A 12,070-nucleotide genomic window follows, 5' to 3' on the forward strand; every position below is an offset into this window, starting at 1 on the left:
GCGCTGGCGCCTTAGTTGATGCGCGCGATTTCCTTTTGCAGGATCTCGATATTCTTCTCGTGGAACAGCGCCTTTTCGCGCAGCTTGGCATCCTGCGGCGCGCTGCTCAGGCGCTGGCGGCTATCGGCCAGCAGCTTCTGCTCACTGGCCATCTCGTCCATCAGAATCTGGCGACGGCCCTGGTCGCGGTTCTTCTGCGTGCCGCTGTCCACGCGCGGAAAGCTGGCTGGGGTGGGGGTCTGCGAGGCGCGCGGCTTGCTGCCGCCCGCATGGCTGCGCGGGGCCGGGATGCTGTCCGGCACTGGATCGAGCGCCATGCGCTTGGCGCCCTTGATCGGGATATTCGAATAGGTGACCTGGCCGTCCTTATCGACGTGCTTGTAGATCTCCGCAAAGGCGGGCAGGGCAAGACAGGCGATCAGGAGTGGGCGCAGCAGCATGACAATGGCGTGAAATTCAGATTGCGGGCATCTTAACATGGCTAAGTGACTGCTTTTTCAGACCATCGCAATGGCTTGCGGTTCGCCCGGCCACGCATTCGCTACAATCGGCGCCCATGGCCAAACAGATACTGTTGATTGAAGACGAGGCGGCAATTGCCGACAGCGTCGTGTATGCACTCGAGCGCGAGGGTTATGCGGTGCGCTGGCATACGCTGGGGCGCGCCGGGCTGGCCGATTTCGCCCAGATGGGCGCCGATCTGCTGATTCTCGATGTCGGCCTGCCCGACCAGAGCGGCTTCGATGTCTGCCGCAGCGTGCGCCAGAGCTCGGCCGTGCCCATCCTGTTCCTGAGCGCACGCGCCGAAGAGATCGACCGGGTGGTCGGCTTCGAACTCGGGGCCGACGACTATGTGCCCAAGCCCTTCAGCCCGCGCGAGCTGGTGGCGCGCGTGCGCGCGATACTGCGTCGCGGCCAGCCGGCGCCCGCAGCGGGCCATGTGCTCAAGCACGATACCGTGCGCGCGCAGATCAGCCTGCAGGGCCGCCCGCTCGAGCTGACCCGTTACGAATACCGGCTGCTGGCCGCCCTGATGGCCGAACCCGAACGCGTGTTCAGCCGTGCCCAGCTGATGGACCGCGCCTGGGATGAGCCGGAAGCCAGCTTCGAGCGCACTGTGGATGCCCATATCAAGAGCTTGCGCGCCAAGCTGCGCGAGCGCGATCCGCTGTTTGACCCGATCCGCACCCATCGCGGCCTCGGTTACAGCTTCAGCTGGCACAAGCCATGAGAATCGGCGTCCGCATCTTCCTCGGCTATTTCCTGGTGGTGGGCCTGGCCGCCTTTTTCCTGCTCGATACCGCGCGCGACAAGCTGGAACCGGCGTTGCGCCAGTCGATGGAAGACACGCTGGTCGACACCGCCAATCTGCTGGCCGAATTCGTCCAGCCGGAGCTCGCTGCCGGCACGGTGGCGAACGGCGCCTTCGCCGCCAAGCTGGAAGCCTTTGCCGCGCGGCGCCTGAATGCCTCGATCTGGGGCATACGCAAGGACACGCCGAACCACCGCATCTACGTGACCGATGCGCGTGGCATCGTGCTCTACGACTCGAATCACCTGGCGCTCGGCCAGGACTATTCGCGCTGGAACGATGTCTACCGCACCCTGCGCGGCCAGTACGGCGCGCGTACCAGCCGTGGCGATGAGTCCAAGCCGGAAACCTCGGTCATGTATGTGGCGGCGCCCGTGTATGCAAGCGGCGGCAAGCTGATCGGGGTGGTGACGGTGGCCAAGCCCTCGCGCAGCGTCGAACCCTTCTTCGAGCAGGCTTTCGGCGGCCTGGCGCGCGCGGGCGTGGTGGTACTGGTGGCCGGGCTGCTGATCGGCGTGCTGCTGTCCTGGTGGCTGACCCGCTCCCTGAGCAAGCTGGTCCAGTATGCGAGCGCGGTAGGCCGCGGCGAGCGTGCCGCCTTGCCCGAACTCGGTGGCGGCGAGGTGGGCCTCTTGGGCAGTGCGCTCGAACGTATGCGCGTGCAGCTGGAGGGCAAGCAGTATGTCGAACACTATGTGCACAGCCTGACCCACGAGCTGAAAAGCCCGCTGGCTGGCATACGCGGCGCGGCCGAGCTGATCGCGCCCGATATGCCGGCCGAGCAGCAGGCGCGCTTCCTGGCCAATATCCGCCGCGAATCAGCGCGCATGACCGAGATCATCGACCGCCTGCTCGAGCTGGCCCGCCTGGAAAGCCGTAGCGCACCGCCCGAGCTGCAGCAGATCGAGGTGGCCAGCCTGCTGAGCAAGCTGGCGGACAGCCGTGCCGATCTGGCCGCCCAGCGCCGCGTGCAGATCGTCTGCGAGGGTGCCGAGGGCCTGCGCCTGCAGGCCGAACCCTTCCTGCTCCAGCAAGCGCTGGGCAATCTGCTCGACAATGCGCTGGCTTTTGCCCCGCCCGATAGCCGCATCACCCTGGCCGCCCAGGTGCAGGCCGGCCAGCTGCAGCTGAGCGTGCATGATCAGGGCCCTGGCCTGCCCGACTATGCGCTGGGACGGGTGTTCGAGCGCTTTTACTCGCTGCCACGCCCGGACGGTGCGCCGAAGTCCACCGGCCTGGGCCTGCCCTTCGTGCGCGAAGTGGCCAGCCTGCATGGCGGCCAGGCCGAGCTGATCAACCACCCTGCGGGCGGCGCGCTGGCGCGGCTCACCCTGCCGGTCTAAGCCATGCTCTTCCTGCTCAAGAAACTCGTCGCCAAGCTGCTGCTGCCACCCACCCTGCCCCTGCTGCTGGCGCTGGCCGGCCTGTTGGCGCTCAAACGCTGGCCGCGCGCCGGGCGATGCCTGATCGCACTCGGCCTGTTCGGCTTATGGCTATTCAGCACGCCGGTCAGCGTGGATTGGCTGGCGCGCCAGCTGGAAACCGCCCGGCCGCCCAGCGCGGCCGAACTCGCCTCGGCCCAGGCCATCGTGGTGCTGGCCGGCGGCAAGGAGCGCTATGCGCCCGAATACGGCGGCAATAGTCCGAACCAGATCAGCCTGGGCCGACTGCGCTATGGCGCGCGCCTGGCACGCCAGACCGGCCTGCCGCTGCTGCTGACCGGCGGCGCGCCATCCGGCGGTCGACCAGAGGCGACGCTGATGGCCGAGGCGCTGCAGCTGGATTTCGGTCTGCAGGCGCGCTGGGTGGAAAGCGCCTCGCTCGACACCCACGACAATGCACGCTTCAGTGCCGCACTGCTCAGGCAAGCCGGCGTGCACCGCATCGTGTTGGTCAGCGATGCCAGCCACCTGCCGCGCGCACGCTACGAATTCGAACGCGCCGGCCTAAGCGTGATCGACGGCCCGACCCGCTACCTGGGCGGCAATGGCGAACAGCGCTACAGCTGGCTACCGAACGGCAACGCCGCCCAGACCGGCCACCAGATCGCCCACGAGTGGCTGGGGCGCCTGGCACAGCAACTACGCACGCCTATTTGACAGAGATACCGATGCTCTAGCTAAGCGCAGCATGCCTTGCCAAGTGCGACGGACTGGCCTTGCCCCACCGCACTCGCAAGATGTTCATTACAGCCCGGTCGTTAATATTAACGCCTTATGCCAACAGCACATTTATGCCATGGTCGTCAGCGAATACCCATGAGAAAATTTGCAGCTCGATAAAAATCCAAGCTCAATAAACCATCAGGACCTAATCAAAGTCATGGAAATTTTAAATATTTTATTCGTTGTCGCCATACTACTCTACTCCAGTTATAGCGCCATCACTTACATTTCCCGTCGCAGGCAAAACAAGTCCCAATTACGAGATTTCCACGCAAAGAGCCAACCAACTCGCAAACTAAGCGAGGAAGAACATGCACTGGTTCAACCATTTCTGGTCAGTCCATCGCACCCCAATAAACCAGCCCAATTAAAAGATCAAAACGTTTACCTGCTGGAGGGCGAATTTATCAGCCATGGCATCAGTTACGGAAACGGTGCCAAAACGCTGCACGACACAATAGCTGGGGTAGACGTTCTTCTTCCCTATGATGCGCGCAGTTTCATCGGTCGCTTCACCAGCGCAGAAGTTGTATTTACTGATAAATATGCAATTGTTATCTCCATTGAGGACCATTTCAATTTGGCAGAGGGGAAAAAGCGTCTCCACGCGCAGCAAGTAAGCCATCAGCAATGGGAGTATGGCGAGGAGGGGCAAATCGCCGATATGGAAAATTCCACGCTTACCGAAAGAAATATTCTGGGCGGTGGGGGCGCCGAGCTTGCCAAAGAAATGCGGCAAGTGCGCATACTTTCACAGCGTGAGGAAACAAACTCAGAGATTATCGCGCGCAAAACCCCTGGCTTTGGCATCATTGCTTCCCTCCTTCTACTGTGCGCTTATGCTGCATTAATATATGGTGCAACAAATGGCTCGGAGATGCTATGGCTTGCCGTTAGCAGCATATTTACCATCGTTGCGATTTACCTCATCTGGCGACCGCGCGTAGCGTCTAAGCCAGAAAAGGTAAATGAGGTGGAAGGAACCTTAAACTTGGTTCAGATACAGGACCCAGCCAATACCGCCCTCGTGCATACGCAGTTATTCCTAGGGGATAAAATCCCCTTGCAACTACCGGACTCCTGGCTAGCGCATATTCGTTTGGCACCTGATAGCGTGGTCAAACTGGCCTTGCGGGTCTCAGACTATTCCGTGCTTAGCTTCAATAAGACATTTTCGGTTGATAATGAAGTACGCCGTTTTCCCCTGATTTTCTGGGGGAAACATCTGACGATTGCAATCGTTGGCGCAGGCATGGTCTTATTCATGATTTTTGTAAATGACGAGATAAAGTCAGATATTACGCAAGTACAGTCCGTTCTTGCTTCAAACAAGCAATATCAATCTGATTCTGCGAGCAATACGCTTAAGCATCCACCGACACTGGGTTCAATGGTTGAACTGAATACCCAGGTGCGCTGCACAGTGGACGATAGCCTCAATCAACAGCCAGGCGAGATCAATTGCGGCAAGCTACGTTGGGGTGGCAGGGCGCTAGCGCCCCGCACGGTTAGCGTCGATGCCGCGCTATTGGCTTTTTACGATGGCAGCGCCATACAGTCAGAGAAGAATCACCAAGCCAGCCTGATGCTACAAATGCGCCAGATGAGCTTAAGCGGGCGCTATGACCCTTATGTCGCCCCCCCCAGCATTTACAACATCACCAATCTGAGTGCGCTGGTGATCGGCATTGAGGAACAGTGTGCAGCCAACAAATCTGCGCTGCAGGAAGCTTGTAGCAAGCTCAAGAACTTGATGGGTGAGGAGCTGGTCGTTGATGCGAGTAATGAAGCCATAGGTTGGGAAAAGCTACTGGCGCAGTCGATCAAAGATGCCGCCAGCGGTGAGCATATTGCGTTACTCAGAGAGTCGACCTTGATTTCCTTAAGGTCAGCAGCACGCAGCATCGCAGAAGCGCAAATTCATGACAGCTATAAGCAGGCATTTCTGCAGCTGCAGCAAGGTCAGCAAGGCGCAGTCATATTGAATGTCGACCCTGGACAAGCTAATCAGATCAAGCAAGCGAGCTTGGGCTTGAAGACCCTGTCGATTGAAAATGAAGGGGACGCAGCAGCGCCGGCGCTACTCGATGAGATACGCGGCGACTGGCTTAAGAGTTGGGAGGCTTATGGTCGCATAGCGCAAGCCGATAATCTGCAGGCACTGCGAGTAAAAGGATTATTGGTTGGTATGGAGCAGGCAAAAAATGGCGACCTCATTCTTGAGCTCGACCCTTATCGCACGCCCGACAATGTTATGCGCGCCGTCCTAGCTGTCGTCGCTCTGCTTTTGGGGCTGCTGTTAATGCTTGTGCACGGCACATGCTGGGGGGTCAATATTTGGCGTGCCAACAAGCGCGCCAAAGCCATCAATCTTTATTACGCACAGCAGGCCAGCGCGAATAGTCGCTTTTAGTCCAATCTGAGCCTGTCCATTCTCATGAGAGGTACAGGATCAACGCCAGCCGCTAACAGACTACTTTAATCAGGCAGTTTGTTAGCTATCAGCTGGTTTAGACGACCCCAGCACCACTTCACACAAGTTCACATACAGCGCATCAGGCACGCATACAGGCTGGGCAGACTGGCTCCCGTTCAAACCCAGGGAGGAAAGCATGTCCAAATATCTGCTGTGGAAACTGGCCGGCATGGCCGTATTGATATTGCTGCTGTTGATACCGCTCGGCATGGTCGACGGCCTGGTCAGCGAGCGGCAGGCCTATCGCGAGCAGGCGATTGCCTCGATTGCCGATGGTGCGGCTGGTGCGCAGACGGTGAGCGGGCCGGTGTGGGTGTTGCCCTACCAGCAGCGCGTGCTGGAGCCGGTACCCAATCAGCCTGGCCAGCAGCGTGAAGTGTGGCGCGAGGGCAGCGTGCGCATGCTGCCCGACACCCTGTCCGTGTCCGGCCGGCTCAATACCGCCAGCCGTCAGCGCGGCATCTACCGTACCCAGGTCTACCGCACCGAACTGACCCTCGCGGGCCAGTTCGTCCTGCCAGCCAATGCTGGCCTGCCCAGCGATGCGGTGCTGCGCTGGGGTCAGCCCTATCTGAGCGTGGGCCTGGCCGATGTACGCGGCATCAAGGCCAGCCCGGTCACCAGCTGGGGCGGTAGTACAGCCAGCTTTGCGCCTGGTGCCCGGCTGAAGGCGCTCGGTAGTGGCATTCACGCGCAATTGCCGGCATATAGCGGCGCGGCGGCGCGCGTGCCATTTCACTTCAAGCTGAACCTCGATGGCATGGATGCGCTGCATGTGCTGCCGCTGGGGCGCGATAGCGAGGTCAGCCTGCAGTCGGATTGGCAACACCCGAGCTTCAGCGGGCGCTTTCTGCCCGATAGCCGCAATATCGATGCACAGGGCTTCGCGGCACGCTGGCGTACCAGCTGGTTCGCCACCAATCTGAGCGAGCGCTTCGAGCAGTGCGTGAGCAGCGGTGAGTGCGAGGACTTCCACGCCACCCGCCTCGGTGTGCGCCTGCTTGAGCCGGTTGACGTTTATCTGCAGACCGACCGCGCGGTCAAATATGGCTTCCTGTTCGTCTGTCTGACCTTCTGCACCTTCTTCCTGACCGAGGTGCTCAAGCGCATCGCCATCCATCCGGTCCAGTACGCACTGGTCGGCCTGTCGCTGGCGGTGTTCTTCCTGCTGCTGCTCTCGCTGGCCGAGCAATGGTCGTTCGCTCTCGCCTATGCCTTGGCTGCCAGCGCCTGCGTGCTGCAGAACGCCTTCTATGCCAGCCATGCGCTGGGTAGCCGCTGGCGCGGGCTGGGCTTTGCTGCGCTGCTGGCGGCGCTGTATGGCCTGCTTTATGTGCTGCTGCGCTCGGAAGACCATGCCTTGCTGCTGGGCGCGCTGCTGCTGTTCGGCCTGCTGAGCGCGGTAATGGTGCTGACCCGCAAGCTCGACTGGTACAGCCTGTCGAACTCCCCCCGTCTGGTCGAGGAAGAAGCCTGATGCGCCGCCCAGCCCCCACGCTGCGCCCGCTCGTGCATGCCGCGCAATGGTGTGGTCTGCTGCCCATGCTGCTGGGCAGCACCATCTTCCTGCTTTGGGTGTGGTCAAGCAGCAGCCTGCTGCCGGTACTGGGCCTGCTGAATATGGTGCTCGGGCTATGCCTGTTCGGCGGCGGGCTGGGCGTGCTGTATGCGCTGCGCCTGCGCGCCGGCCGGCGCTGGCTGCCGGGTACGGCCATGGCCTGTGCCTTGCTGCTGGGCAACTTCCCGCTGGCCTGCGCCTACGCCGGCCTGGGGTCGCAGATTGAACTGGCACGCCAGCGCGCCGCGGTCTGTGCGGCCAGTCAGGCTCAGGCGGAATTCAGCGGCGCGGCCGATGCACGCCGCCGCTGCTAAGACGCTGGCGCGGCGTGCCCGGCCACAAGGCTGGGCGCGCCAGCCCTGGCGGCTGCGCTACTGGTTGCGCGCCAGCCGTTTGGCTCGCCTGGCGCGTGCCTGTGCCTGGCTGCCTTGCCTCTTGGGCACGGTGGCCCTGCTGGGGTGGCTGCTCACGAAATCGCTGATTTTTGCGCTGCTGGGCGTGCTGAGCATCCTGCTCGGAACGGTGCTGACGCCGTTGGGGATAGCACTGATTCTGCTCTGTTGCTGGCGGCTCACTTGCCGCGCCGGCGGCAACACCCTGTGGCGGAGCTTCTGGTGGCTGCTGGCCAACTGGCCATTGAGCTCGCTGTACTGCTGGATAGTGATCGAGGCGGTCTGAGACATGGGCGGGTGACTAAGCGTCAACCCGCCTTGTTGCACATGCTCAGGCTCGCTTGGCGGCGTCGCTACCGGCCACTTGCAGCTGGGTGTGGCTTGCGTAGCTGGCCAGGTCGCGTTCGATATGCTGTTGCGACACCGTGGTCAGGGTATTGATGGTAATCAGCATGGCAATCGCCACACCGGCAGCGGCGCTGATGCGGACGATCAGGTCTTGGATTTGATGGCTTTTCATTTGCTTCACTCCTGGTGGTGGGTGCCGTACGGCGGGTTTGCTTGGATGTATCTTCATGCAAACCCCTGGTCACTACCCGGGCAGAGCGATGGCTGACGCAAAGCGCGGTGTGAACGACGTTTTGCCGCGATGAAATGCACGGCCATGGCGTGAAAACCACATCAAACAGTGCGTGAACCGGCCGGACGCAGCAGGCAGCACTGCGCCCAGCAAGCTGCACTAGGTGCACCCTGAGGCTAGGGAAGGATAAGCAGATAGCCTGCGCAGAGCAGGTGCTGCAGGCTCAGGCAATAGGAAATGGGCGTGCTGGCGGCGTAGCAGACTGGTCGTACTGCACGGGAAAGACGGGCGGAGAAACGGAAGCGGGGCAAGGACTGCCGGGCAGGATTAGCGCGAGATAAACGGCTGCGACGTGAGGCGGGATAGTGCGGGGTGACGGGAGCGGCGTGGCCGGCTCCCGCCTGGGGACAGCATATTTACGCCCGCTTGGCGGCGTCGCTGCCAGCCACTTGCAGCTGGGCATGGCTTGCGTAGCTGGCCAGGTCGCGTTCGATATGCTGTTGCGACACCGTGGTCAGCGTATTGATGGTCACCAGCATGGCGAGGGCGACGCCGGCAGCGGCGCTCATGCGGACGATCAGGTCTTGGATTTGATGGGCTTTCATGCTCTTGCTCCTAGCGGTTAGTGCCGTATGGCGGGTTTGCTTGGATGTATCTTCATGCAAACCCCAGGTCACTGCCTGGGCAGAGTGATGGCTGACGCAAAACGGGGTGTGAACGACGTTTTGCCACGATGAAATGCAAGAGCTGGGTCGAAAAACGCGTGTTTAGGGCGCCAGGTTCACGGTATCGAAACGGAAGCTGCCCAATGGGCTGGGCACGAAACCCTGTACATTGCGTCGCATGGCGAAGGCCACACCACCGTGCGCCAGGGGCAGCAGCGGCAGCTCATCCCGTACGATGGCCTGGGCCCGGCGATACAGCCTGCTGCGCGCCGCCTCGCTGCCCAGGCCGCGTGCACGCTCGACCAGCGCGTCGTAGGCAGGATTGCACCAGTCGCTGCGATTGTCCTGATTGCCGCAGCGCAGACTGCTGAAGATCGGGTCGGGGTCGGCGCTCAGCGTCCAACCTATCAGGGCGGCCTCGTGCTCGTCGGCATCCAGGCGGCGCCGGTACTCGCCCCATTCGAAGCTGATGATCTCGGCCCGCACGCCGACCCGCGCCCAGTCGGCTTGGATCATTTCGGCCATCAGACGTGCATTCGGGTTGTAGACGCGCGCAATCGGCATCGCCCACAGCTTGATCTGCAAGGCGCCCACCCCGGCCGCAGCCAATAGACGGCGCGCGCGGTCCGGGTCGTAAGCGGGAAGCGGCAGCTGCGACGTATAGGCCCAGCTGGATGGCGGCAACAAGCCGCGGGCCAATTGGGCATGGCCGTGATAGACGGCACGCAGCAGGGCCTGGCGGTCAATTGCCAGGCTCAGCGCCGCGCGTACCGCGCGCTGGTTCAGGGGCGGCTTGGCGGTATTGAACACTAGCTGGCCGATATTGCTGCCGGCCAGGTTATGCAGCTGCAAATCGGGTTCACGTGCGAGCCTGTCCCAATCGGCCATCGGCAGCATGCTGGCCGTGTCACATTCGGCGGTACGCAGCTTTTGGCTACGCACCGCGGCATCCGGCTCGATGCGGATCAGCAGCTTGTCGAGCTTTGGCCGCCCCGCCTGCCAGTACTGCGGATGGCGCACATAGCGCAGCAGGCTGCCCGGCACCTGGCTATCGAACATGAACGGCCCGGTGCCGATTGGCGCGCGTGCCAGCTCAGCCAATTGGCCACGCGCCCGAAGCTGACTCAAGTACTCGGCCGACTGGATGGCGGCAAAGGGTTGGGCCAGATGGCGCAGAAAGGGCGCGCTCGCTTCGCGCAACCGGATATGCACACCCCAGCGCCCTTCGGCGCTCACCCGCTCCACCAGCGCAGGCAGGCCAAAACTGAGCACATAGGGGAAGATCAGCGCTGGCGATTGCAAGCGCAGCGCATGTTGTGGGTCGAGCAGGCGCTGCAAGCTCTGCACCACATCGCGTGCATCCAGTGGCCGGCTGGGTGTGAACCACGGCCGGTGGTGGAAAGCCACGCCACGACGCAGGCGAAAGCGGTAGTCGCGGCCATCGGCGCTGATGGTCCATGCCTCGGCCAGGCCTGGCTGCAGGCGGCCGCTGGCACGGTCTACCTCGATCAGCGTATTGAACAGCGGTGCACCCACCGCATCATGATCGGGCAGGGTATTACCGATAGCCGGGTCCAGACTGCTCGGACCAGCTTCCGCGCAGTGGCGCAGCGTAGCGGCGTGGGCGCTCGATACAAGCAATATGCACAGCAAGATGCGCAGCATCGCTCAGGCGCCCGCATCGTGCTGCGGTCGTGGTCCCGCATAGTGTGCACCGGCGCGCAGACGCAATCCGCTGCGGCGCTGTTCGAGCACATTGGCCAGTAAACCCACCGTGCGCGCCACATGCAGGATGACGAAAGCCGCCTCGGGCGGTAGGCCGAGCGCACGGCGCACCGCTACCAGGGCGAAGTCCACATTCGGTAGGAAGCCAGTCAGCGCTTGCATGGCCGCCATCAGCCGCGCGGCCTCGGGCGGGATGGCGATGCGGCTAAGCAGCCAACGCACCCGACCATCGCCGTGCGGGAACATGCTGTGATAGAAGCCGAACACCTTGTCGCCCCGCTCCAGCTTACTGGCCACGGCGGCAGTCAGATCGGGCGCCGCCTGCCAGTGCGCCCACTGCGCTTCCACCTGTTCAGGCGTACCGCCCTCGATGATGCCCCACACATTGCTCATGCCACCCTGCAAGGCACTACCCAGCGGTGCCCCCAGCGAGGCCAGTACGCGCGCCACATAGCAGGTCGGGTTGACGATATTGTCGGCGCAGATCACCAGCATACCGCGCACCAGCTCGGTCGCCGCCGCGTCCAGGTGCCAGGCATCACGCAGTTGCTCATGGAGCGGCGCCTCACTGGGCGGGCGCCCAAGTAGACCGGCCAGTTGGTAACGCAATAGATTGGCGCAGGCCTCAGCCTGGGTCTGTGGCTGGGTTAGCCAGGCGGCGCCCGGAATCGAGAGCTGCGCGAGCGCCAGCAGGCAGCTGGCGCGCTCGGCCAAGCTGCGATCGTGCAGCGCGTACAAGGCCTGCGCCCAGAGCGGGTGAGGCGTGACCGGTGCACGCGCAAATGGGTCGAGACCATCGAATTGCCATAGCCAGCGTGCCACATCTTCCAGGCTCTCACTCTCAGCCAGTGCGCTGGCAGCACGCCCGCGGTAATACACCTCGCCGTCTTCGATGCAGCTGAGGGCGGTATTGACCAGGGTGGCTGGATTGGGCGGCGTCTGGTCACGGGGCTTACGCCCACGACCCTTCTGCAAACACAGTGCATCGAGCTCCTCGCGTGCATACAGGCTGCCCCGTCCGGCAGCGCCGGCCTGATGCGGCTGCAACTTGCCTCGGCTGACATAGGCGTACAGCGTGGCCTTGCTGACGCCCAGCAGGGCGGCGGCTTCCTCGGCATTCAGATAGGGCTGCATGGCTTTATATTGATCTTAATAATCAAGATTGACGATTAATTTTGCTGGCAGCTTAAATGAAAA

General features: G+C 62.3%; 12 protein-coding genes. 7 read left to right on the forward strand and 5 right to left on the reverse strand.

The annotated features are described in order from the left end of the window. Positions 1–11 precede the first annotated feature (11 nt). The gene (locus tag BT173_RS00630; protein WP_072426683.1) at positions 12–440 is read right to left on the reverse strand and encodes a DUF4124 domain-containing protein; all 429 of its coding nucleotides are present in this window, start codon (positions 438–440) and stop codon (positions 12–14) included. 116 nt (positions 441–556) lie between these two features. On the opposite strand from BT173_RS00630, the gene creB reads away from it, so the two are divergent. The 7 genes from creB (at position 557) to BT173_RS00665 (ending at position 8,189) form a co-directional block, all read left to right on the forward strand. Beyond that, positions 557–1,231, forward strand: a complete 675-nt coding sequence (gene creB / locus BT173_RS00635) for a two-component system response regulator CreB (RefSeq protein WP_072426684.1) — start codon at positions 557–559, stop codon at positions 1,229–1,231. Then, on the forward strand, positions 1,228–2,655 hold the full coding sequence (gene creC / locus BT173_RS00640; protein ID WP_072426685.1) for a two-component system sensor histidine kinase CreC: 1,428 nt from the start codon (positions 1,228–1,230) through the stop codon (positions 2,653–2,655). Before creB ends, creC begins: the two co-directional genes overlap by 4 nt. A 3-nt stretch (positions 2,656–2,658) precedes the next feature. Next, complete coding sequence (locus BT173_RS00645; protein WP_072426686.1) at positions 2,659–3,411, forward strand: YdcF family protein; 753 nt, start codon at positions 2,659–2,661, stop codon at positions 3,409–3,411. A 169-nt stretch (positions 3,412–3,580) separates the two neighbouring features. Then, on the forward strand, positions 3,581–5,890 hold the full coding sequence (locus BT173_RS00650; RefSeq protein WP_139255975.1) for an IgaA/UmoB family intracellular growth attenuator: 2,310 nt from the start codon (positions 3,581–3,583) through the stop codon (positions 5,888–5,890). Between the two features lie 199 nt (positions 5,891–6,089). Further along, positions 6,090–7,430 carry a cell envelope integrity protein CreD gene (gene creD / locus BT173_RS00655; RefSeq protein ID WP_072426688.1) on the forward strand — a complete coding sequence of 447 codons (1,341 nt, stop codon included), beginning with the start codon at positions 6,090–6,092 and terminating at the stop codon, positions 7,428–7,430. Continuing rightward, the gene (locus tag BT173_RS00660) at positions 7,430–7,825 is read left to right on the forward strand and encodes a hypothetical protein (RefSeq protein WP_072426689.1); all 396 of its coding nucleotides are present in this window, start codon (positions 7,430–7,432) and stop codon (positions 7,823–7,825) included. The genes creD and BT173_RS00660 overlap by 1 nt, the downstream gene beginning before the upstream one ends. Further along, the gene (locus BT173_RS00665) at positions 7,806–8,189 is read left to right on the forward strand and encodes a hypothetical protein (protein WP_072426690.1); all 384 of its coding nucleotides are present in this window, start codon (positions 7,806–7,808) and stop codon (positions 8,187–8,189) included. The genes BT173_RS00660 and BT173_RS00665 overlap by 20 nt, the downstream gene beginning before the upstream one ends. A gap of 45 nt (positions 8,190–8,234) precedes the next feature. On the opposite strand, the gene BT173_RS00670 is transcribed toward BT173_RS00665, so the two are convergent. From BT173_RS00670 to BT173_RS00685, 4 genes are all read right to left on the reverse strand, one after another. Then, positions 8,235–8,423 carry a hypothetical protein gene (locus tag BT173_RS00670; protein WP_072426691.1) on the reverse strand — a complete coding sequence of 63 codons (189 nt, stop codon included), beginning with the start codon at positions 8,421–8,423 and terminating at the stop codon, positions 8,235–8,237. 476 nt (positions 8,424–8,899) lie between these two features. Then, entirely contained in the window at positions 8,900–9,088 is a 189-nt protein-coding gene (locus BT173_RS00675; protein WP_072426692.1) for a hypothetical protein, read from the reverse strand. A 162-nt stretch (positions 9,089–9,250) separates the two neighbouring features. Then, positions 9,251–10,813: an ABC transporter substrate-binding protein gene (locus BT173_RS00680; protein ID WP_072426693.1), complete on the reverse strand. Its 1,563-nt coding sequence runs from the start codon at positions 10,811–10,813 to the stop codon at positions 9,251–9,253. A 3-nt stretch (positions 10,814–10,816) separates the two neighbouring features. After that, a complete protein-coding gene (locus BT173_RS00685) occupies positions 10,817–12,007 on the reverse strand; it encodes a citrate synthase (RefSeq protein WP_072426694.1) in 1,191 nt (396 codons plus the stop codon). Positions 12,008–12,070 lie beyond the last annotated feature (63 nt).

Origin of the sequence: Chitinimonas taiwanensis DSM 18899 (assembly GCF_900119825.1) — a bacterium.
Taxonomy (GTDB): domain Bacteria; phylum Pseudomonadota; class Gammaproteobacteria; order Burkholderiales; family Chitinimonadaceae; genus Chitinimonas; species Chitinimonas taiwanensis.

Bases quoted from the DNA above. Each gene is read 5' to 3' on its own strand.
- BT173_RS00685 (WP_072426694.1), bottom strand. From the start codon at position 12,007: ATGCAGCCCTATCTGAATGCCGAGGAAGCCGCCGCCCTGCTGGGCGTC.
- BT173_RS00660 (WP_072426689.1), top strand. From the start codon at position 7,430: ATGCGCCGCCCAGCCCCCACGCTGCGCCCGCTCGTGCATGCCGCGCAA.
- BT173_RS00645 (WP_072426686.1), top strand. From the start codon at position 2,659: ATGCTCTTCCTGCTCAAGAAACTCGTCGCCAAGCTGCTGCTGCCACCC.
- BT173_RS00630 (WP_072426683.1), bottom strand. From the start codon at position 440: ATGCTGCTGCGCCCACTCCTGATCGCCTGTCTTGCCCTGCCCGCCTTT.
- BT173_RS00680 (WP_072426693.1), bottom strand. From the start codon at position 10,813: ATGCTGCGCATCTTGCTGTGCATATTGCTTGTATCGAGCGCCCACGCC.
- BT173_RS00670 (WP_072426691.1), bottom strand. From the start codon at position 8,423: ATGAAAAGCCATCAAATCCAAGACCTGATCGTCCGCATCAGCGCCGCT.
- BT173_RS00675 (WP_072426692.1), bottom strand. From the start codon at position 9,088: ATGAAAGCCCATCAAATCCAAGACCTGATCGTCCGCATGAGCGCCGCT.
- BT173_RS00665 (WP_072426690.1), top strand. From the start codon at position 7,806: ATGCACGCCGCCGCTGCTAAGACGCTGGCGCGGCGTGCCCGGCCACAA.
- creD (WP_072426688.1), top strand. From the start codon at position 6,090: ATGTCCAAATATCTGCTGTGGAAACTGGCCGGCATGGCCGTATTGATA.
- creB (WP_072426684.1), top strand. From the start codon at position 557: ATGGCCAAACAGATACTGTTGATTGAAGACGAGGCGGCAATTGCCGAC.
- creC (WP_072426685.1), top strand. From the start codon at position 1,228: ATGAGAATCGGCGTCCGCATCTTCCTCGGCTATTTCCTGGTGGTGGGC.